Source organism: Myxococcaceae bacterium JPH2, from assembly GCA_016458225.1.
GTDB lineage: Bacteria > Myxococcota > Myxococcia > Myxococcales > Myxococcaceae > Citreicoccus.
In genome coordinates, this window is the sequence record JAEMGR010000009.1 from 433,611 (window position 1) to 455,080 (window position 21,470).

General features: G+C 69.6%; 9 protein-coding genes. 2 read left to right on the forward strand and 7 right to left on the reverse strand.

Annotation, left to right across the window (positions count from 1 at the left end; translation table 11 throughout):
- Positions 1 to 209: 209 nt before the first annotated feature.
- Both JGU66_17070 and JGU66_17075 read left to right on the forward strand, forming a co-directional pair.
- Complete coding sequence (locus JGU66_17070) at positions 210 to 4,439, forward strand: M4 family metallopeptidase (GenBank protein ID MBJ6762485.1); 4,230 nt, start codon at positions 210 to 212, stop codon at positions 4,437 to 4,439.
- Positions 4,440 to 4,445: 6 nt separating this feature from the next.
- The gene (locus JGU66_17075; GenBank protein ID MBJ6762486.1) at positions 4,446 to 10,673 is read left to right on the forward strand and encodes a hypothetical protein; all 6,228 of its coding nucleotides are present in this window, start codon (positions 4,446 to 4,448) and stop codon (positions 10,671 to 10,673) included.
- Positions 10,674 to 10,726: 53 nt separating this feature from the next.
- Here the strand turns inward: JGU66_17075 and JGU66_17080 are convergent, their stop codons facing one another.
- The 7 genes from JGU66_17080 to JGU66_17110 all read right to left on the reverse strand — a co-directional run bounded on the left by JGU66_17080 (position 10,727) and on the right by JGU66_17110 (position 21,358).
- On the reverse strand, positions 10,727 to 11,764 hold the full coding sequence (locus tag JGU66_17080; GenBank protein MBJ6762487.1) for an ABC transporter ATP-binding protein: 1,038 nt from the start codon (positions 11,762 to 11,764) through the stop codon (positions 10,727 to 10,729).
- Positions 11,764 to 13,425 carry an iron ABC transporter permease gene (locus tag JGU66_17085; protein MBJ6762488.1) on the reverse strand — a complete coding sequence of 554 codons (1,662 nt, stop codon included), beginning with the start codon at positions 13,423 to 13,425 and terminating at the stop codon, positions 11,764 to 11,766. The genes JGU66_17080 and JGU66_17085 overlap by 1 nt, the downstream gene beginning before the upstream one ends.
- A complete protein-coding gene (locus JGU66_17090) occupies positions 13,422 to 14,468 on the reverse strand; it encodes an ABC transporter substrate-binding protein (protein MBJ6762489.1) in 1,047 nt (348 codons plus the stop codon). The genes JGU66_17085 and JGU66_17090 overlap by 4 nt, the downstream gene beginning before the upstream one ends.
- A 66-nt stretch (positions 14,469 to 14,534) precedes the next feature.
- Positions 14,535 to 15,878: a TolC family protein gene (locus JGU66_17095; protein ID MBJ6762490.1), complete on the reverse strand. Its 1,344-nt coding sequence runs from the start codon at positions 15,876 to 15,878 to the stop codon at positions 14,535 to 14,537.
- Complete coding sequence (locus tag JGU66_17100) at positions 15,875 to 17,050, reverse strand: efflux RND transporter periplasmic adaptor subunit (protein MBJ6762491.1); 1,176 nt, start codon at positions 17,048 to 17,050, stop codon at positions 15,875 to 15,877. The genes JGU66_17095 and JGU66_17100 overlap by 4 nt, the downstream gene beginning before the upstream one ends.
- Positions 17,047 to 20,292: an efflux RND transporter permease subunit gene (locus tag JGU66_17105; GenBank protein MBJ6762492.1), complete on the reverse strand. Its 3,246-nt coding sequence runs from the start codon at positions 20,290 to 20,292 to the stop codon at positions 17,047 to 17,049. Before JGU66_17105 ends, JGU66_17100 begins: the two co-directional genes overlap by 4 nt.
- A 127-nt stretch (positions 20,293 to 20,419) precedes the next feature.
- Positions 20,420 to 21,358: a LysR family transcriptional regulator gene (locus JGU66_17110; protein MBJ6762493.1), complete on the reverse strand. Its 939-nt coding sequence runs from the start codon at positions 21,356 to 21,358 to the stop codon at positions 20,420 to 20,422.
- Between the last annotated feature and the right edge of the window lie 112 nt (positions 21,359 to 21,470).

Consider the following 21,470-nt stretch of genomic DNA (forward strand, 5'->3'; position numbering starts at 1 on the left):
AAACACCTGAAAACTCGATGTGCCCCCGCAAACCTTGTGGGCCGGGTTGTCAGCTTTCGTTATTTGTGGATTAGTACGCATTGGTCACCCCGAATTCACTTGGGGTGGCCGCCGTACCCCTTGCAAGTCAACCCGGGTAGCCGAGGGCCGCAAAGGCCCGGGCAGCCCTTTGTCGTGCATTCCCCGTCATCGTTGGTGGAGTTCTCCCTATGTCCAAAGTGTTGGGCTCATGGCCCATCCCTCTCCTCTCCCTGTTGCTGTCGGCCGGGCCCGGCCAGGCCGCGACAGGGCTGAAGCCGGTGTCGCGCGAAGCCCTGACTCAGATTCGGGCAAAGCAAGACTCGCGCGTGGCACTCGCCACCCAGCGCATCCAGGCGGCTCGCTCGAGCCTGGGCCTGGGTGACCGGGACGGCTTCCAGCTTCGGACCGCCAACACGGACCGGTTTGGCCAGACACACGTACGCTTCCAGCAGACGTTCTCCGGCGTGCCGGTCTGGGGTGGCGACGCCATCGTCCACCTCGATGTCGACAATGGGGAGCAGCCCGCGACGACGCACCTGTATCCGGGAGTCCGCATGCCGGACGTGCGCCCCGCGCTGCAGGCCAGCGAGGCGCTCACGGTCGCGGAGCAGGACGAGGGAACGGCGGCCCATGGCGCGTACTCGGTCGCGCCGCAGTCCGAGCTCGTCATCTACCCGGTGACGCAGGAGCAGATCCTCACGCCGGAGAAGTCCCGGGAGCAGCTCAACGCGGTGGACGTCACGCGCCAGGTGACGCGCTACGCGCTCGCGTGGCACATCCACACGGAGCTGTCGAACAAGCAGGACGGTGTCCGCCACACGGACTACATCGTCGACTCCCAGTCCGGTGAGGTGCTGCGCCGCTGGAACGCGCTGCAGACGGCCGCCGCGGTGGGCACGGGCAACTCGCAGTACAGCGGCACGGTGGCCCTGCAGACGAACCAGCTTCCGGACGGGACGTTCGAGCTGCGCGACACCACGCGCGGCAGCACGGGCAACATCACGTACTCGGCCGAGCACGGCGATGCCGACCTCGGCCCCGTCACGCTCATTCCTTACACCGACGCGGACAACACCTGGGGCAACGGGCAGCAGTACATCGAGGGCAACCCCACGATGGACATCACCGGCCAGACGGCCGCCGTCGATGCCCACTTCGGACTCCAGACGACGTGGGACTTCTACAAGAACGTCATGAGCCGTCACGGCATCGATGACAGGGGCACGGCCACCTTCAACCGCGTCCACTACAAGACCGCCTACGACAACGCGTTCTGGAGCAATGGCTGCTTCTGCATGACCTACGGCGATGGCGCGGGCTTCACGACCCTGACTGCCATTGACGTGTCGGCGCACGAGATGAGCCACGGCGTCATGGCCAACACGGCGGCCCTCATCTACGCCGAGGAGTCCGGCGGTCTGAACGAGGCCAACTCCGACATCATGGGAACGATGGTGGAGTTCTACCTGCGCGGCAAGAACGCCACGGGCTCCGTCATCGGCGATACGGGCGGCAACTGGTCCATCGGCGAGCAGCTCGACTCCGAGCCCCTGCGGTACATGTTCAAGCCCAGCAAGGACGGGCTGAGCCCTGATGCGTGGACGCCGGACCTCTACAAGGTCGACGTGCACTACAGCAGCGGCCCGATGAACCGCGCGTTCTACTTCCTCTCCGTGGGCGCGACGACCACGGGCGAAACGTCCACGCCTTACCTGCCGCAGGGCATGGGCGGCATCGGCAACGACAAGGCCGCGGCCATCTGGTACCGCGCCATCACCACGTACCTCTTCCCCGCCTCCAACTACGTGGCGGCGCGCACCGCCTGCCTCCAGTCGGCTCGGGACCTGTTCGGCTCCGACTCCGCGGAGTTCCGCGCGGTGCAGAACGCCTTCGCGGGCATCAACGTGGGCTACACCGCTGGAACGTATGACGACCGCGTCCCGCCCCAGGTCGCGGCGTCGGTGGTCGGCAACGCGGGCACCCTCCGCCTGGAGGCCACCGCCTCCGACAACGTCGGCGTCACGCGCGTGCAGTTCGTCGTGGACGGCGTCATCGCGGGCGAGAGCGTGAGCCTGCCGTTCTTCACGATGTTCAACTCGCAGAGCCTGGCCAACGGCGTTCACCAGCTCCAGGCCATCGCGCAGGATGCCGCGGGCAACCGGACGACCTCCGCCTCGGTGGCGTTCATGGTCTCCAACCAGACGGAGCAACTCCTCATCAACCCGGGCTTCGAGCTGGGTGACTTCGGGTGGGATCACACCGACGCGGTCCTCAACTATCCCGTGAGCAGCGGCTCGCACCGAGGCTCGGGCTACATCTGGCTGGATGGCTACGGCACCGCGCACACGGACAACCTGTCGCAGCTCGTCACCATCCCGGCGGGGACCACGTCCGCCTCGCTGTCCTTCTGGCTGAGCCTGACCACCGCCGAGACGACGACGACCGCCGTCAATGACTACATCACCATCTCGGTGCGCGACCCCCAGGGCAACGTGCTGCAGACGCTCGCCACGTACTCCAACCTCGACGCGGACCTCGACTATGTCCAGCGCAGCTACGACCTGACCGCGTACGCGGGACAGACCATCCGCATCTTCCTGGAGGCCGTGGAGAACAGCTCGCGCGCGTCCAACTTCAAGCTGGATGACTTCGCGCTGCGCGTGTCGTCCACGCCGGATGTGACCGCGCCCACTGTCAATGCCTATGTCCAGCAGGCGGGCAACGCCGTGGGCCTCTACGCGGACGTGTCCGACGACAGCGCGCTCAGCAGCGTGAAGTTCCTCGTCGACGGGACCGAGGTGGCCTCGAAGGCGTCGTCCTACAGCGCGATCATCCCCACCAGCAGCCTGACGAACGGAAGCCACACGCTCGTGGTCACCGCCACGGACGTCGCGGGCCACACGGCGTCCTCCACGCCGGTCAGCTTCTTCATCGATCGCACGACCACCCAGCTCCTGCTGAACCCGGGCTTCGAGACGGTTCCCAATCCGGCGGCGGCCTGGACGTTCACCAGCGTTCCCAGCTCCACGTCCATCAACAACGTCGGGACCAGCTCTCCGCGCTCCGGCTTGCGGCTGGCCATCTTCAACGGCGCGGGTGTCCCCAACACGGGAACCATGCGGCAGACGGTGACGGTGCCGGCCGCTGCCACGTCCGCCGTCCTGACGTTCTGGACCCGCATCCTGAGCACGGCCTTCGCCGACGGGCAGGTGCACGACACGTTCACGTTCCAGATTCGCGACAGCTCGGGCAACGTGCTGGCCACCCCGGCCGTCTACTCGAACCTGGATGACACCGCGGGTGTCTATGTGATGCGCACGTTCAACCTGAGCGCATACAAGGGCCAGACCCTCCAGTTGTTCTTCACCGCCGTGCAGACCGCGCCGGTCGTCCCGGGAGGCTTCACGCGCGTGCGCGTGGATGACTTCTCGCTGGCGGTCTCCACCGCGCAGGACACCAACCCGCCCCGCGCCAGCGTCGCGGTCAAGGGGACCTACGGCAACATCTCCATCACCGCCGGCGCCACGGACAATGTCTGGGTCTCCCAGGTGGATGTGTATGTGGATGGCACGCTCGTGCGCTCCCAGCAGAACCCTCCGGGCCCGTTCACGGTCGCGTACGACACGCGTGGCCTCACGAATGGCGACCACACGGTCGAGGTGCGCGCCACGGACGTGGCGGGCAACGTCGGCACGGCCAGCCAGACCTTCGGCATCTACAACAGCACCATCCAGGACACGCAGGACCCGACGGTCACCGGGAGCGTCAGCGGCACCCACGGCGTGGTGACCCTCGCCGCCACCGCGTCCGATGACACGGGCGTCACCGAGGTGGAGTTCTACGTCGACAACCTCTACCGAGGTCGCTCCGTCACCGCCCCCTACGTGGTGCCGTTCGACCTGAGCACCGTGGCCTACGGCACGCACACGCTCACGGTCCGCGCGTACGACGCCTATGGCCATGAGGCCGTGCACTCGGTCGCGTTCGAGCGCGTCCCGGTGTCCGTCGCCGTCGCCCCCGCCTCGGCGATCGTTCGCTGGGGTGAGACGGTCAACTTCGGCGCGACCGTGCTCAACACCGAGACCAACTCGGCCGCCACCTGGTCGCTGCAGGAGGGCCCCGCGGCCGGCAGCATCAGCGCCACGGGCGTCTACACCGCGCCCAGCGCCACGGGCACCTTCCACGTCGTGGCCACCAGCGTGGAGGACCCGACCCGGAGCGCGAGCGCGACGGTGCGCGTCTACACGGGTGACATCAACGCGGACGGACTCGTCGATGGCGAGGACATGGGCGTGCTCGCCCAGGCCCTCGGCGCACACAACGGCGACGCCCACTACGCCCCCGCGGCCGACCTCGATGGCAACGGCCTCGTGGACGACAACGACATCACTCTCTTCATCGCCGAGTTTGGACGGTAATCACCCATGAACCTGCTGAAGAAGATCATCGTCCCCGTCCTGCTCGTCGGCCTGATGGCCGCCTGCTCGGACGACGTCAAACCCCAGACAGACACGGGCCAGGTCACCATCACGCCCGACAAGGCCACCGTGAAGGCTGGCGAGCAGGCCACCTTCACCGCCACCGTCGAGGGCAAGTCGGACGGACAAGTCCGATGGAGCCTGCCGCAAGGCACCCAGGCGGGCACCGTCACCAGCGACGGCGTCTACACCGCGTCCGAGACCCCGGGCACCTACTCCCTGCTGGCCACCAACGTCGCGGACACCTCCAAGACGAGCCGCGCCACCATCACCGTGGTGCCCAGCATCTCGGTGTCCGTGAAGTCTGATACCGCGGTCATCTACACCGGCAGCACCACCCTGTTCACCGCGACGGTCCAGGCCAAGGGGACCACCAACCTCGGCGTCACCTGGAGCGTCCTGGAAGGCGACGCGGGTGGGACCTTCACCAGCGCGGGCCGCTACAAGGCGCCCACCACGCCGGGCACGTACCACGTCGTTGCCACCAGCATGGTGGACGCGAGCGTGAAGGCCGTGGTCGCCGTCGAGGTCGTCGCCGTCAAGGTGACCGTCACGCCGGACGGCGTGACGCTGGACCAGGGCGCCGCGACCATCCTGAGCGCCACGCTCCTGGGACCCGCGGGCACCTCCGTCACGTGGAGCGTGCAGGAGGGCGCCGCGGGCGGCACCGTCACCCCGAGCGGCGTCTACTCCGCGCCCAACAAGGCCGGCACGTACCACGTCATCGCCACCAGCACGGCGGACACGACGAAGGCGGGCTCGGCCACCATCACCGTGCGCCCCATCACGCTGGCGCTCGACAAGACCGAGGCCACCGTCTCCACCGCCGCGAGCACTCCCTTCCGCGCGATCTTCACGGGCACGGTGAACACGGGCGTGACGTGGAGCATCCAGGAAGGCGCCGCGGGCGGCACCATCAGCAGCGCGGGCGTCTACACGGCTCCCACCTCGGGCGGCACGTTCCACGTCGTCGCCACCAGCAAGGCGGACAGCACCGTGACCGCCACGGCCACGGTCACCGTCACGCCCGTCGCCGTCACGGTGACGCCTGACACCGCCACGCTCGATCAGGGCGCGAGCACCCCGCTCCAGGCCCAGGTCACTGGGACGGCCAACACCTCCGTCATCTGGAGCATCCAGGAGGGCGCAGCCGGAGGCGCTGTCACCGCGGACGGCGTCTACACCGCGCCCAAGAAGGCTGGCACGTACCACGTCGTCGCCACGAGTGCGGCGGATCACTCCAAGGCGGGCTCGGCCACCCTCACCGTCCGGCCCGTCACCGTGACGCTCTCGGACGCGGCGCCGACGCTCTCCACCGCGAGCACGTTCCAGTTCATCGCCACGGTCGCCGGCACGGTGACCCCAGGCGTGACGTGGAAGGTCCAGGAAGGCGCCGCGGGAGGCGCCATCTCCAGCGCCGGTGTCTACAAGGCGCCCACCGCTGCGGGCACGTACCACGTCGTCGCCACCAGCGTGGCGGACACCACCGTCAGCGCCACGGCGACCGTCACGGTCATCGCCGTTTCCGTCGCGGTGGCCCCCAACACCACCACCCTGGATCAGGGCGCCCACGCCACGTTCCAGGCCCACGTCACCGGGACCAGCGACACCTCCGTCACCTGGAGCATCGAAGAGGGAGCCAGCGGCGGCACGCTCAGCGCCGCGGGTGAGTACGTCGCGCCCAACAAGGCCGGCACGTTCCACATCGTCGCGACCAGCACGGTGGACGACTCCAAGTCGGGTACCGCGACCATCACGGTCCGGCCCGTCACCGTGACGCTCTCCGACACGACGGCCACCGTCTCCACGGCGGGCACGTTCCACTTCTCCGCCACCGTCGCCGGCTCGGTGAACCATGGCGTGACGTGGACCGTTCAGGAGGGCGCGAGCGGCGGCACCATCACCACCGACGGCGACTACACCGCGCCCCTCACGGGTGGCACGTACCACGTCATCGCCACCAGCGTGGCCGATGCCACGGTGAGCGACACGGCCACCATCACCGTCAAGCAGGTCGCCGTCAGCGTGGCGCCGACCTCCGCGACGGTGGACCAGGGCGAGGTGAAGACGTTCACCGCCGACGTGACGGGCTCGTCCAACCTCGCCGTCAACTGGACCGTCCAGGAGGGCGCCGCGGGCGGCTCCATCACCTCCACGGGTGCGTACACCGCGCCCAACACGGCTGGCACCTACCACGTCGTGGCGACGAGCCAGGCGGATGGTTCGAAGTCGGATACCGCCACCGTCACCGTGCGCGCGGTGGCCCTGGCGTTGGATCGCACCGAGGTGAACGTCATCACCTCCGGCACCTACCACTTCAACGCCACGGTCACCGGCACGGTGAACACGGGCGTGACGTGGACCGTCCAGGAGGGCGCGAGCGGTGGCTCCATCACCACCGCGGGCGTCTACAGCGCCCCGGCCACGAACGGCACGTACCACGTCATCGCCACCAGCGTGGCGGATGTCGCGATCAAGGCCGTTGCCACCGTCACGGTCTCCACCGTCGCGGTCATGGTGAATCCTGCCGCCATCACCCTGAACCAGGGTGATGCGACGACGTTCACCGCGGATGTGACGGGCACGTCCAACACCGGCGTCACGTGGACCGTCCAGGAGGGCGCGTCCGGCGGATCCATCACCAGCGCCGGCGCATACACCGCCCCCACCCACGCGGGCACCTACCACGTCATCGCCACCAGCGTGGCGGACCCGACCCACTCGGGCTCGGCCACCGTCGTCGTGCGCCCCATCGTCGTCACGCTCTCGGACGCCGCCCCCACCGTGGCGGCAGCCGGGACGTTCCACTTCGGCGCCACCGTCACGGGCACGGACAACACGGGCGTGACGTGGAGCGTGCAGGAGGGCGCCGCGGGCGGCTCCATCACCGCATCCGGTGACTACACCGCGCCGAACAAGGGCGGCACGTATCACGTCATCGCGACCTCGCAGGCGAACACGTCGAGCACCGCCGTCGCGACGGTCACCGTCACCTCGGTCGAGGTCGCGGTGTCTCCCGCCACCACCACCCTGGACCAGGGCGCGACCGTTCCGTTCCAGGCGAATGTGACGGGGGCGGCCGTCAACACCGTCACCTGGACCATCCTGGAGGGCGCCAGCGGCGGCACCATCACCGCAGCGGGTGCGTACACCGCGCCCGCCAAGGCGGGCACGTACCACGTGGTCGCCACCAGCACGGTGGACACGTCGGTGTCCAGCTCGGCCACGGTCACCGTTCATGCGGTCACCGTGACGCTGGCGGACACGACGGTGGCGCTGTCCTCGGGCGGCGCGTTCCACTTCTCCGCCTCGGTCACCGGCACGGTGACCCCTGGCGTGACGTGGAGCGTTCAGGAGGGCACGAGCGGCGGCACCATCACCGCCAGCGGTGACTACACCGCGCCGCCTACGGGTGGCACGTATCACGTCACCGCCACCAGCGTGGGCGATGCCACGGTGAGCGCCACCGCCACCGTCACCGTCACCCAGGTCGCGGTCAGCGTGGCCCCCAACACCGCCACCCTGGAGCAGGCCGAGGCGAAGACGTTCACGGCCACCGTGACGGGCACGTCCAACTCCGCCGTCACCTGGACCATCCAGGAGGGCGCGAGCGGCGGCACCATCACCGCGGACGGCATCTACACCGCGCCCAACAAGGCCGGCACGTACCACGTCGTGGCGACGAGCAATGCGGATGTCTCCAAGTCCGACACGGCCACCGTCACCGTGGGCAGTGTCACCGTGACGCTCGCGGACACGACCGCGGCGCTGTCCACGGCGGGCACGTTCCACTTCGCCGCCACGGTCACCGGCACGAAGACCCCGGGCGTGAACTGGTCCGTTCAGGAAGGCGCCGCGGGCGGCACCATCACCGCCAATGGCGACTACACCGCCCCCGCCGCGGGCGGCACGTTCCACGTCATCGCCACCTCGAAGGGCGACGCGACGGCCAAGGCCACCGCCACCGTCACCGTCACCCTGGTGGTCGTGGCTGTCACCCCGACTGAGGTCACCCTGGATCAGGGTGACACCAAGGCGTTCCAGGCGAGCGTGACGGGCACGTCCAACATCGGCGTCACCTGGAGCATCAAGGAGAACACCGGTCCGGTGGGCAGCGTCACCTCGGATGGCGTCTACACCGCGCCCTTCAAGAGCGGCACGTTCCACGTCGTCGCGAAGAGCAATGCGGATGGCTCGAAGACGGGCGTCGTCACCGTTACCGTGCGTCCCGTCGTCGTGACGCTCGCGAACAACGCCCCTACCGTCTCCACCGGGGGCAGCTTCGCCTTCGGCGCCACGGTCACCGGCACGACGGCGAGCCATGACGTGACGTGGAGCGTCCAGGAGGGCTCGCGCGGCGGCACCATCACCGCCGCGGGTGTCTACTCGGCTCCGCTCTCGGGTGGCACCTTCCACGTGACCGCCACCAGCGTGGCGAACACGGCGTCCAAGGCCTACGCCACGGTCACGGTCACCCCGGTCGCGGTGACGGTGTCCCCCGCGACGGCGACGTTGGATCAGGGCGCGTCCCAGCGCCTCACGGCCACGGTCACCGGCACGACGAACGAGAACGTCACCTGGTCGATCCAGGAAGGCGCCGCGGGCGGAGACCTCACCTCCGATGGCGTCTACACCGCTCCAGCCCACGCCGGCACGTACCACGTCGTCGCGACCAGCGCGGCGGATGGCTCGAAGAAGGGCACGGCCACGCTCACCGTGAGCCCGGTCACCGTGGCGCTCGCGAATCCGTCGACCACCGTCGCGGCCGCGGGCAGCTTCCACTTCTCCGCCACGGTCGCCGGCACGGTGACCTCGGGCGTGACGTGGAGCATCGAGGAAGGCGCCGCGGGCGGCTCCATCACCTCGGATGGCGACTACACCGCGCCCGCCGTCGGTGGCACCTACCATGTCATCGCCACCAGCGTGGCGGATGCCACGGCCAAGGCCACCGCCACGGTCACCGTCACGCCGGTCACGGTCGCGGTGTCTCCGAACTCGGTCGCGGTGAACCAGGGTGAGACGAAGACGTTCGTGGCCCACGTGACGGGCACGTCCACCACCTCCGTCACCTGGACCGTCGAGGAGGGCGCCGCGGGTGGCGCCATCACCAGCGCGGGCGTCTACACCGCGCCGAACACCGCGGGCACGTACCACGTCGTCGCCACCAGCACGGTGGATGCGTCCAAGTCGAGCTCGGCCACCATCACCGTGCGTCCCGTCACCGTGACGCTCGATCCCACGAACGCGGCCCTCGCGTTCGGAGGCAGCCAGCACTTCACGGCCACCGTCACCGGCACGGCGACGACGGGCGTGACGTGGAGCATCCAGGAGGGCGCCGCGGGCGGCTCCATCACCGCCTCCGGTGACTACTCCGCGCCGAGCACGGCGGGCACGTACCACGTCGTCGCCACCAGCGTGGCCGACGCCTCGGCCAAGGCCACGGCCACCGTCTCCGTCTCCTCGGTCAGCCTGGCCCTGTCGCCCACCTCGGTGGATGTCACCCCGGGCGGCCAGTTCACGTTCACCGCGGTGGTGACGGGCTCGGCCAACACGGCCGTCACCTGGAGCACCTCCGCGGGCAGCATCACCCAGGCTGGCGTCTACACGGCTCCGTCCGAGTTCGGCACCGCGACGGTGACGGCCACGTCCGAGGCGGATCCCTCCGTCAAGGCCACGGCCATCGTCACCATCCGCGCGGCGAGCGGCCTCGTCTACACGGATCCGAGCGGCCTCGGATGGAAGCTCGTCCGCAACGCCACCGAGTCCACGCCGACGCACCTCGTGCTCGACCTCGTCGGGCCCGTGGGCGAGCTGGGCCGCGGCGTCGCGCTGACGCTCTCCGCGCCTCCGGCGCTCACGACGTGGGCTCACGTCGCGACGTCAGACACGGAGTTCGTCACGAACCGCGCCTTCGCGCTCGGTGGCATGCCCCAGCTCCTCAAGGGGACGGTGGCAGGCAACGCGCTGCGCCTGGGTGTCTTCCAGAAGGGAACGAGCGCTCCGGCGGTCGTCTACGCCGACGCGCTCGTCTCCGTGGCGCTGGAGCTGAACACCGCGCAGGCCATCCCCGCCGGGACGGTCATCACGCTCGCCGTGGACAAGGCCCATGCCCTGCCCGGCGTCGACACCCTGGGCCCCATCACGGTGGCCGTGGGTGAGCTGAAGGCTCAGTAGTCCGCAGTCGCATCACACGCCCGCGGGTGCAGTCGTCACCCGCGGGCGTCGCGTCACGGAGCGGCGAACACCTTCGCCCTCCGCACGCGGATTCGCAGCACCTGTCCTGTGCGGACGCCCTCCACCGGAGGCGCCACGACCCGCAGGAGCGAGGTGCCCACCGCGAAGCGATACTCCACCGAGTTCCCTAGGAAGAGGCGCGCAGCCAGCGGCAGCGCGGTGCCCTCCGTCCCCAGCTCCAGGTCCTCCGGACGAAGGACCAGCGCCCCAGGCCCCTCGCTCCGCGCCACATCGGCGGGAAGCGCGAAGGCCGTCTCGGCCTGCGCGCAGTAGAAGACGCCGTCTCGCACCGCACCGGAGAGGACGTTCGCACCGCCCACGAAGCGGGCGACGAAGGCCGAGGTCGGTGCGTGGTAGAGCCGCTCCGGGGCATCCACCTGCTCCAGCACGCCCCCGTTCATCACCGCGATGCGATCCGACAACGCCAGCGCTTCGGCCTGGTCGTGCGTCACGAAGACGAGCGTCGTCCCGAGGCGCTCGCGGAGCGCGGCGAGTTCCGCGCGGAGTTCCTCGCGCAATGCCGCATCCAGGTTGGAGAGCGGCTCATCCAGCAGCAGCACGCGCGGGTTGGACACGAGCGCCCGAGCCAACGCCACGCGCTGAAGCTGGCCACCGGACAACTCATGCGGCATGCGCTCCGCGAACGCCTCGAGCCGAACCCAGCGCAGCGCGGTCCGCACCCGCTCGGAGATCTCACTCCGCGAGGTTCGCCGCAGCGCCAACGGATAGGCGACGTTCGCCTCGACCGAGCGGTTCGGCCACACGGCATAGCTCTGGAACACCATTCCCAGGCCGCGTCGCTCGGGAGGCACGCGGATGCCGGGGCCCGCGACCCGGGTTCCACCGATATCGATGGTGCCCTGATCCGGATGCTCCAGGCCCGCGATCATCCGCAGCGTCGTCGTCTTGCCGCAGCCGGATGGCCCGAGCAGCGACAGCAGCTCGCCCTCGCGAACCTCCAGGCTCAGCCCGCGAACCACCGGGGTCTTGCCATAGGCCTTCACCACGCCATCGAGCACGATGTTCGCCATCACCCCTCCACCGACGAACGAGGCCCGAGCGCGAGCACGCCGCGCCCCCCCAGCACCAGCGCGACCAGGACGCAGGCCAGCACCGCCGCGGAGGCCGGGTCGTCATAGCTCTGAAGCTCGAACAGCAGCGTGCCCAAGACCTGCGAGCCCGCGGGCACCAGCAGCACCGACATGGTCATCTCCGAGGCACAGGTGAGGAACGCGAGCACGAACGCCGAGACGATCGCGGGCCGCAGCACCGGCAGCGCCGCGTCTCGGAACGCACGCAGCGGCCCTGCCCCGCTCAACCGCGCCGCCTCGACGAGCGACACGTCGAGCTGCGCGAGCCCTTCGGAGCTGTTGCGCTCCCCCAGCGCCAGGTACTTCACCGCGTAGGCGATGAGCAGCAGCCACGGGGTGTGCGCCAGCGCGAGGACGAAGGCGACTCGCTCGAACGCGATGAACCGCCAGTCCCGCGAGAAGGCCACGAGCAGCGCCAGGGCCAGCACCGTGCCCGGCACGGAGAAGGGCCCCACTGACAACGCCTCCACCATCCCGCGTGAACGCCGGCGCAGCATGGCCGCGGCGAGACCGAACCCGCACACCAGCCCCCCTGCCCCCGTCGCCAGCATCAGGCTGTTGCCCAACGCACTGCGCGCCCGCTCACTCCACAGCACGCTTCCCCAGCGCGTGAAGGTCAGGGACGCCCAGGACAGCGGCGCGCCAAAGCTCCGCTGAAGCGACGTGAGCAACAGCGCCCCCAGCGGCAACACGATGAAGGCCGCGCACACCAGCGACACCGTGATGCCCCAAGGCACACGCGCCTTCCCGAGTGCCATCGGGCGAAGCGCCAGTCCCTTGCCGGCGCCCAGCCGCACACGTCCGCCTCGCCCCAACCACCGCATCACGCCCAGCGCGATGGGCGTCAGTCCCAGCAGCAGCGTGGCCAGCGCCATCGCACGGGGAAGTCCCTCCGAGCCTCCCATCAACACCAGCTCATAGATGCGGGTGGTCAACACGCGCGTTGGAGGTGAGGCTGAGACACCCAACAGATAGGGCACCCCAAACGACGAGGCGGTCAGCAGGAAGACCATGACCGCGCCGGACAGCACCGAGGGCAGCATCAAGGGCAGCGTCGCCGTCGTCAGCGCTCGGAACGGGGACGCCCCACACACGCGAGCCGCTTCCTCCAGGGCCGGGTCGATGCGACGAAGCGCGGCGGCGCCCGCCAGCAAGACAAAGGGCAGGCCCGAGAGCCCCTCCACGAAGGCGATGCCGCCCACCCCGTAGATGTCGAACGTGCCCGTCCCCCACAGCCGATTGAGATAGCCCGCGCGAGGGCTCGCGAGCGACAGCCAGCCCATGCCCCAGATGAACGCGGGGATCGCCGAGGGCAGCGTGAAGAGGACCGCGAACACGCGCCGGAGCGGCAGGTCCGTGCGGAACAACAGCAGCGCCAGCGGCGCTCCCAAGCCGAGCGCCAGCAGACTCGCGCCTGTCGAAATCATGAGCGTGTTGGACAGTGCGCCCCACTCGCTTCCCCAGGCCGTGCTCGACCGCGCGGTGAGGGATTCCAGCCCGCGGATCAACAACACGCCCAGAGGCCCCGCGCCAAAGAACAACACCGGCACCAGCCACGCGCCCAGCCCGAGCCGAGGGCCCCACGTCCCTTCGCGGGTCATCGGGCGAACGCCTGACTGAACGACGCCTTGATGGTCGTCCCGCGTGACAATCCCAGCTCCAACAGCTCGGGAGTCCACGGCTGCGCGCGCCCGAGCAGGGTCTCCACGCCCGCCTCGCCTCGCGGCCCTTCCAGCCGTGGATCCACGCCATGCATGTCCCCTCGCTCGATGATGATGCGCTGCCCTTCCGGCGAGAGAAGGAGGTCCACCAGGGCGCGAGCGGCGACGGGGTTGCGCGTCGATTGGAAGATGGCCACCGGGCCAGGGATGACGACCGCGCCATCCTCGGGCCAGCTCACGGCGACAGGACTTCCGCGAGCCCTCGCCGCGAGCACGTTCTCCAGCAGGACGACGCCCACGTCCACCTCGCCGCTCTCCACCTTCTGCAGTACGGCCGCGTTCCCACCGGCCACGAGCGCGCCGCGCGCCCGCAGCTCCGAGAAGAATCCCTCGCCATAGCGAGACCGCAGGAACACCGCCCAGGTGTAGGCCGTCCCGGAGGTGAGCGGATCTCCAATCGCGGCGCGGCCCGACCACGGACCTCTCGCCAGCGCCGCGAAGGACGGAGGCGGCGGCACCGAGTCCTCGCGATGGACGAGCACCATGGTGGACACCCGGGCCGCCGCGTAGCGCGCATCCAAGTCGAGCAACGGTCGAGGAACGCGCAGGACATTCGGCGACGCATACCGAAGGAAGGCGCCCTCCCGAGCGAGTCGCTCATAGAGGAACGGATCGGACGTCAGCAGCACGTCCGCGCGCACAGCTCCGGCGAGGCGCTCCGCCTCCAACCGGCTGGCCACCTTCTCGCTGCCTGCTTGATACCAGTGCACCTTCACGCCCGGCAGCCGCTGGGCCAGCAGGGGCGCCAGCGCGTCCAGCACGTGCTGGTACATCGACGTGTAGACCCACACGTCGCCCGTCGCGGCCTCCGTCGACGCCACGGGTCCCCCGCTCGCCGGCGCCGCGGACTCGATGCGGCACGACGCGAGCAGGAGGACCGCGAGCAGGGAGCAGACGCCTCGGAACCGCGTTCGGACGCGCATGGCGGGCGATGATGCACCACCCACGCGCCATCCTCACGTTCCGCCCGCGTCACCGCGGACAGGGAGCTACTTCGCGGCCACGTCGCGCGGGAACTGACCGCTGGCCACCAGCAGGTTCAGCCGGGCCTGGAGCACCGCGTCCTGGGCGAGCAGCGCATTCGTCTCGGCGTCTCGCGCCGTGCGCTCCGCGTCCACGACGTCCAGGTTCGTGGTGGCACCCGCGCGGTAGGCCTCGGTGGAGAGCTGGAGCGTCTCGCGCGCCGACTCCGCCGAGTGCCCCTGCTCCACCGCCGCGGCCGTCGCGCCTTGGAGCTGTTCGTCCGCCGAACGCACCTCACCCCGAGCCCGCTGCATCAAGGTGTCCAACGCGCCCCGGGCATCCGCCACCAGCGCCGCGCGCTCGCGCTTGGCGCCATAACGGAAGCCGCCGTCATAGAGCGGCACCGACAGCAGCACCTGGGCCTGGAAGCCCCACGTGGGCAGCGTGACGGTCTCCGGCGTCTGGAAGTACGGCTGCGCCGAAGCGGACACCGTGGGCATGAAGTCCGCCCAGCTCTCCTCGTAGGTGCGCTCGGCCAGCGAGAGCCGCGCGCGCTGCGAGGCGATGTCCTCGCGCTGCTCCACCGCCTTCAAGGCATCCGTGAGCGCGGGAGGCGAAGCCAGCACCGCATCTCCGGCCGCGTCGAGCGGACCATCCACGCCCACCGCCACACCGAGCGCCTCGCGCGAGCGATTCAACGCCGTGGCGGCGAGCTGCACGCGCGCCTCGTTGTCATACAGCTCGCGCTGCGCCCGAGCCTCATCCAACCGAGTGCCCAAGCCCTTCGAGCGCCGGGCCTGAGAGAACTCCAGATGCGCCCGCGCCGTGTCTCGCGCTTGCACGGCCACGGCCAGCAAGCGCCGCTGCAGCACGACGGACAGATAGGCCTGGGCCGCGCCCGAAGCGACCAGGCGCCGCACATCCGACTCACTGGCGCGCGCCACGTCCACGGCCTGCTTCGCGCGGCTCGCGGCGAGCCAGCGCTGGGGCGCCACCAAGGGCACGGTCAGGTTGAGGTTGGCATTGAACGCGCTGCCAGGCTGCACCACGCGATCGTTCTGCACGCGGTCCGCGTCCAACTGCGTGTACACGCCGTTGGCCGTGAGCACGGGCAGGAAGGCCGCGCGGGCCTCGGTCACCAAGGCCTGCGCTCGCGCCACCTGGGCCTTCGCCTGGGTGAGCGTCGGGTTGCGCGCGAGCGACTGCTGCACGGCGTCCTCGAACGTCAGGGCCGGGGCCTGCACCGTCGCGGGGACCTGCGTCGCCTCGGGAGCCGGGGTCGGGGTCGTCGGCGGCTCCCCCCGCGCCGCGCCGGACAGCAGCGCGGCGACCATCACTCCACCCTCCATCCACGCTCGCATCGCGCTCACCGCTTCTCCGCCGAGGCCAGCACCGCGTCCACCGGGCCGCCATCCGTCACGTCACTGCCCGCGTTGAGGGCGACCACTTCACCGCCCTGAAGCCCGCTGACGATCTGCGCGACCTTGCCGTCGTGTCGCCCCACCACCACCGGCACCACCCGCGCGCGCCCGTCCTGCACGACCGCGACGAACGGCTTGTCGGCGCGCATGAAGAGGGCCTCGGCGGGCACCATCGGATAGGGGCGAGCCTGCAGGTGGAGCGTGGCGTGGATGAAGCTGCCCGGGTACAGGCCCACGTCCTTGTTGTCGATGTCCACCTCGCACAGCATGGTGCGCGTGCGCGCATCCAGGTTGCGCGTCATGCGCGTCACCTTCGCCTCGAGCGTCTGTCCCGGGCGCTGATCCACCGACAGCGTGACCGCGTCGCCCTCGTGCACGGAGTCCGCGTCGTCCTGGCCCAGGTAGACGTAGACGCGCAGCTTGTCCATGTCCGCCAGGTCCAGCACCGGCTGGGCGCTCGTCGTCGAGCCCGTGGCGGCCGGAAGCAGCGCGCCCGTGTCCACGTAGCGCGCGGTGACGATTCCCTCGAATGGCGCGGTCAGCGTCCCATAGGCCTGGAGCGACTGGGCTCGCGCGAGGTTCGCCTCGGAGATCTTCACCCCCGCCTGCGCATCATCCACCTGCTGCTGGGAGCTGACGCCCGTCGAGACCAGCGACAGGTGCCGTTGCAGGAGCTGTCGCTTCACGTCCAGGTCCGCTCGCGCGGCGGCCACCTGCTGCTCGGTGTCGGGAGACTCGAGCGTGGCCAGCAGCTGGCCCTTCTTCACGCGGTCGCCCTTGTCCACGCGGATGTCGCGCAGGTAGCCGCTGACCTTGGCGTAGAGCGTGGCCTGAGCCCAGGCGCGGGCCTCGGCGGGCAGCGTGACGTCGCGGCCCGATGCGGCCAGGGTGACCTGGACGGCGCGCAGGCGAGGGCCGGCGGCCACGGCGGCGCGGCGAGACTCCGCCTCGCGGGCCTCGGCGTGGCTGCGCGTCGTGGCCAGGAACGCCACGCCACCGATGGCGACGCTGACGCTCACCACGCCCACCGCGAACAGGCCGCGCGCGGAGGGAGGTCGAGAGGGAGCAGGAGGCACCGGCTCAGGCGAGGGAGGGATGACGGGCACGGGAGCGGAACTCATGCGGAGTGACCTGGAGAGGAAGAAGGAAGGAGCGCGGCCTCGGCCTCGAAGCGCTTGTCCAACTCGTGCTGGCGAGGCGGCGCCTTGCGCAGGAGCGAGTAGACGACCGGGACCATGAACAGGGTGACGAAGGTGGCCACCGAGAGACCACCGATGACAGCTCGGCCCAGCGGCGCGTTCTGCTCACCCCCCTCGCCCAACGCCAACGCCATGGGCAGCATGCCGAGCACCATGGCGAGCGCCGTCATGAGGATGGGACGCAGTCGCGTACGCCCCGCCTCCAGCGCGGCCTCCAGCGCGCTGATGCCGCGCTCGCCGCGCACATCGTTGGCGAAGTTGACCAGGAGGATGGAGTTACTGACCGCGATGCCCACGGCCATGATGGAGCCCATGAAGGACTCCACGTTGAGCGTGGTGCCTGTCACGGCCAGCATCCAGAGGATGCCCACCAGCGCGCCGGGCACCGCGACCATGATGATGAACGGATCCAGCCAGCTCTGGAACAGCACGACCATGAGCAGATAGACGAGCACGATGGCCAGGAGGAGCCCGGTGCCCAGGCTCTTGAACGAGGTGAACATGCTCTCGCTCTGGCCTCGGATGGTGATGCGCGTCGTCTTGGGCACGTCCTTCAGGCCGCTGATGGCCTTCTGGATGTCGCGGGTGACGCTGCCCAGGTCCCGGCCCTCGGCGGAGGCCTGCACGTTGATGACGCGCTGAACGGTGGCGTGGTTGATGAGGGCCTTGTCCTGCGTGGCCCGCATCGAGGCGATGCTCCCCAGATAGAGCGTGGTGCTGGAGCTCGCGTCCCCCACCCCGCGGCTCGGAGTCTGTCGAAGCGGCGCCGTGCCCCCCGCCACGGGCGTGGTCATCAGGTCGTTGACGCTCTGCATCTGCACGAGCGGCGTCTGCACCACGACGGGGTAGTTCACGTTGTTCTGCGGGCTCAACCAGAAGGACGGCGACACCGTGGAGCTGGACGACAGCGTGGTGAGCAGGTTGTTGGCCACATCGCGCTGGGTGATGCCGACCTGGGCGGCGCGCACGCGGTCCGTCACCACCTGGATGGCGGGATGGTCCAACACCTGGGCGATGCGCACGTCCGCGGTACCCGGGATCTCGCGCATGCGGTCGCGCAGCTCGCGCGCCAGCAGGAAGGACTTGTCCAGGTCGCTGCCTTCAATCTGCACGTCGATGGGCGCCGACAGGCCGAAGTTGAGCACCTGGCTGACGATGTCCGGCGCCTGGAAGTAGGCGCTCACGCCGGGGAAGTCCTTCGCCAGCATCTCGCGGATGGCCTGCATGTACAGGCGCGTGGGGTGGTGATGCGCCTTCAGCGCGATGAGCACCTCCGCGTCCTGGCTCCCGATGTTGTCCGTGGGGACGAGCGCCAGGTTGAAGGAGATGGGCAGGCCCAGGTTGTCGTTGATGGTCTCCAGCTCATCCTCCGGGATGAGGTCCCGGATGCGCTGCTCCACCGCGTCGACGATCTCTTCGGTCGTCTCCAGCCGCGTGCCGATGGGCGCGCGCACGTGCAGGCGCATCTGGCCGGCATCCACCGAGGGGAAGAAGTCGAAGCCCACGACGAACGGCAGGACCGCGGTGGCGCCCACCAAGAGCGCCGCGCACCCGAGGACGAAGCCCCGATGTGCCAGCACCATGGACAGGGCCCGGCCATACACGTCCGTGAAGCGATCGAAGTGACGGTCGCGCCAGGCATTGAAGCGGCCCCAGATGCCCCGGGCGGCCTCGGGCCCATGGGCCTCGTGCTCCAGGAGCTGGCGCGCCAGCGTGGGCACCAAGGTCCGGCTGAGCACGTAGCTGGCGAGCATCGAGATGACCACCGACAGCGCCAGCGGCGTGAAGAGGAAGCGCGCGGGCCCCACCAGCAGCACCACCGGGAAGAACACGATGCAGATGGTCAGGGTGGCCGCCAGCGCGGGCGTGGCGATCTGCTCGGCGCCGATGAGGATGGCGGGCGTCAGCGGCATCCCCAGCGTGCGGTGCCGGTGGATGTTCTCCACGGCCACCGTCGCGTCATCCACGAGCATCCCGATGGCGAGCGCCAGTCCGCCCAGCGTCATGATGTTGAACGTGTGGCCCAAGAGGAACAGGCCCGTCACGCCCACGGCCATGGCCAGCGGGATGGACGTGGACACCAGCAACATGCTGCGCCAGCTCCCCAGGAACAGGAGGATCATCACCGACACCAGCACCGAGCTGATGAGCGCCTCATGCAGCACGTTCATCACGGCGGCGCGCACGAACACGGACTGATCGAAGTCGATCTTCAGCTCCATGCCCTCGGGCGCCGCCGCCTTGAGCTGGGGCAGCAGCTCTCGCGAGGCGTCCACCACCGCCAGAGTGGAGGCGTTGGCGTGCTTGAGCAGCGACAGGTAGGTGGCGCGCTTGCCGTTGACCCGCGCGATGTTGGTCTGCACGGCGAAGCCGTCATGCACGAACCCCACGTCGCGCAGATATACGGGCGCGCCGTCCACCACCTTCACGGGCAGGGCGTTGAACTCATCGACGGTGGTGGGGCTGGAGTTGAGCTTGACGTTGTACTCGGTGTTGCCGATCTGCGCGGTGCCCGCGGGCACGAGCACGTTGGACTGGAGCAGCGCCTGCACCACGTCCTGCGGCGTGAGCCCCTTGGCCGCCACCTTCGCCGGATCCACGTCCACCATGATCTGCCGGGCCTTGCCACCATACGGTGACGGAATGGACATGCCCGGGATGGTGAACAGCTTGATGCGCAGGAAGTTCAGGCCGTAGTCATAGAGCTGCTGCTCGGACAGGTTCTGGCTGGAGACGGTGAGCTGGGCCACCGGCACGTTGGACGCGTTGTAGCGGATGACGTTGGGCGGGCTGATGCCAGGGGGCATGAGCCGGCTGGCCGTCTGCGACACGCTGGCGATCTGCGCGATGGCCGCGCCGATGTCCGCGTCCTGCTCGAAGTAGACCTTGAGGATGCCGATGCCGGAGATCGACTGCGAGTCGATGTGGCTGATGCCATCCACCGTCGTCGAGTAGGCGCGCTCGCTGATGAGCACCACGCGTCGCTCGATGTCCTCGGCGGACATGCCCGGATAACTCCAGACCACCATGACGACCGGGATGTCGATGGCAGGAAAGATGTCCACCTTCATCCGGGCCGCGGACATCACTCCCGCCAGGAGGATGAGCGCGGACATCACGGCAATGGTGTAGGGGCGCCGTAGCGCCAGCCGCACGATCCACACGGAATGGCAACTCCCGGGAGCGCCTGTCACGCCTCGGTGTCACCACCGCGCGCGAAACGCTCCCTGTTGAATGCCGTGCTAAATGCGCTCCGAGTCCGTCCGCGTCCAATACTTTGGGGACGCGACTTCAATACTTCGGAGATATCGAAACCACGTTCCCCGAGCGGCGCGCCTCGTGGACCGCCGCCGCTTCGCGGGCCACGTTGAGGAACGCCTGCACGAGCGGAGAACGGTCCCCCTGCCGCCACGCCAGGGTGAGGTCCACTCGCGGCGCGGGATCCGTGATGGGGCGGAACACCACGCCTTCACGCTGGAGCACCTGATACGTGGCGGGCACCATCGTCACGCCCATGCCTCCGGCCACCAGTGCGATGCGCGCGTGAAGCTCCGTCGCCTGCTGGGCGATGCGGGGCGTGATTCCGTGCAGAGCACAGGCCTGCATGATGAGGTCATGCAGCGTCCCACAGCCGCTGTGTCGAGGAGGCAACACCACCGGCTCGCGGGCCAGGTCCACCAGGTCCACCCGCGCGCGAGAGGCCAGCGCATGCCCCTCCGGCAGCACGGCGACCAGCTCCTCGGCCAGCAGGGGCTCCAGGCACAGGCCGTTCACCTCGCTCGTCGACCGCAGCAGGCCCACCTGCAGGGAGTCCTGGAGGAGCGCCTGCACCTGGTCGGGCGTGCGCAGCTCCACGAGGTGCAGCTCCACGTCGGGGTATTGCCGGCGGAAGGCTCGCAGCAGCGTGGGGAAGAAGTGGAACGCCACCGAGCCCACGAAGCCCACGGACAGGTGCCCGGAGTCCCCCCGCGCGGCCTTCTGGGCGGCTCGCGCGGCGTGCTCGGCCTGCTCGAGGACCATGCGCGCCTCCCGAAGGAACGCCGCGCCCGCCTCGGTGAGCTTCACCTGGCGCCGCTGGCTGCGCTCCAGCAGGAGCACGCCCAGGTCCTCTTCCAGACGGCGGATCTGCTGGCTCAGCGGGGGCTGCGCCATGTGCAGCCGGGCCGCCGCGCGTCCGAAGTGGAGCTCCTCCGCGACCGCGATGAAGTAGTGCAGGTGGCGCAGTTCCATGGCCTGCACCTATACGGGAGCCCGCCCGCGCCGTCACGCGCCGCCCGGACGCTCCGCGTGCGCCTCCCTCCCAGGCCCTAGAAGGCGGGCATCTATCCAGGCCCTCACACGT

Bases quoted from the DNA above. Each gene is read 5' to 3' on its own strand.
- JGU66_17070 (MBJ6762485.1), top strand. From the start codon at position 210: ATGTCCAAAGTGTTGGGCTCATGGCCCATCCCTCTCCTCTCCCTGTTG.
- JGU66_17075 (MBJ6762486.1), top strand. From the start codon at position 4,446: ATGAACCTGCTGAAGAAGATCATCGTCCCCGTCCTGCTCGTCGGCCTG.
- JGU66_17080 (MBJ6762487.1), bottom strand. From the start codon at position 11,764: ATGGCGAACATCGTGCTCGATGGCGTGGTGAAGGCCTATGGCAAGACC.
- JGU66_17085 (MBJ6762488.1), bottom strand. From the start codon at position 13,425: ATGACCCGCGAAGGGACGTGGGGCCCTCGGCTCGGGCTGGGCGCGTGG.
- JGU66_17090 (MBJ6762489.1), bottom strand. From the start codon at position 14,468: ATGCGCGTCCGAACGCGGTTCCGAGGCGTCTGCTCCCTGCTCGCGGTC.
- JGU66_17100 (MBJ6762491.1), bottom strand. From the start codon at position 17,050: ATGAGTTCCGCTCCCGTGCCCGTCATCCCTCCCTCGCCTGAGCCGGTG.
- JGU66_17110 (MBJ6762493.1), bottom strand. From the start codon at position 21,358: ATGGAACTGCGCCACCTGCACTACTTCATCGCGGTCGCGGAGGAGCTC.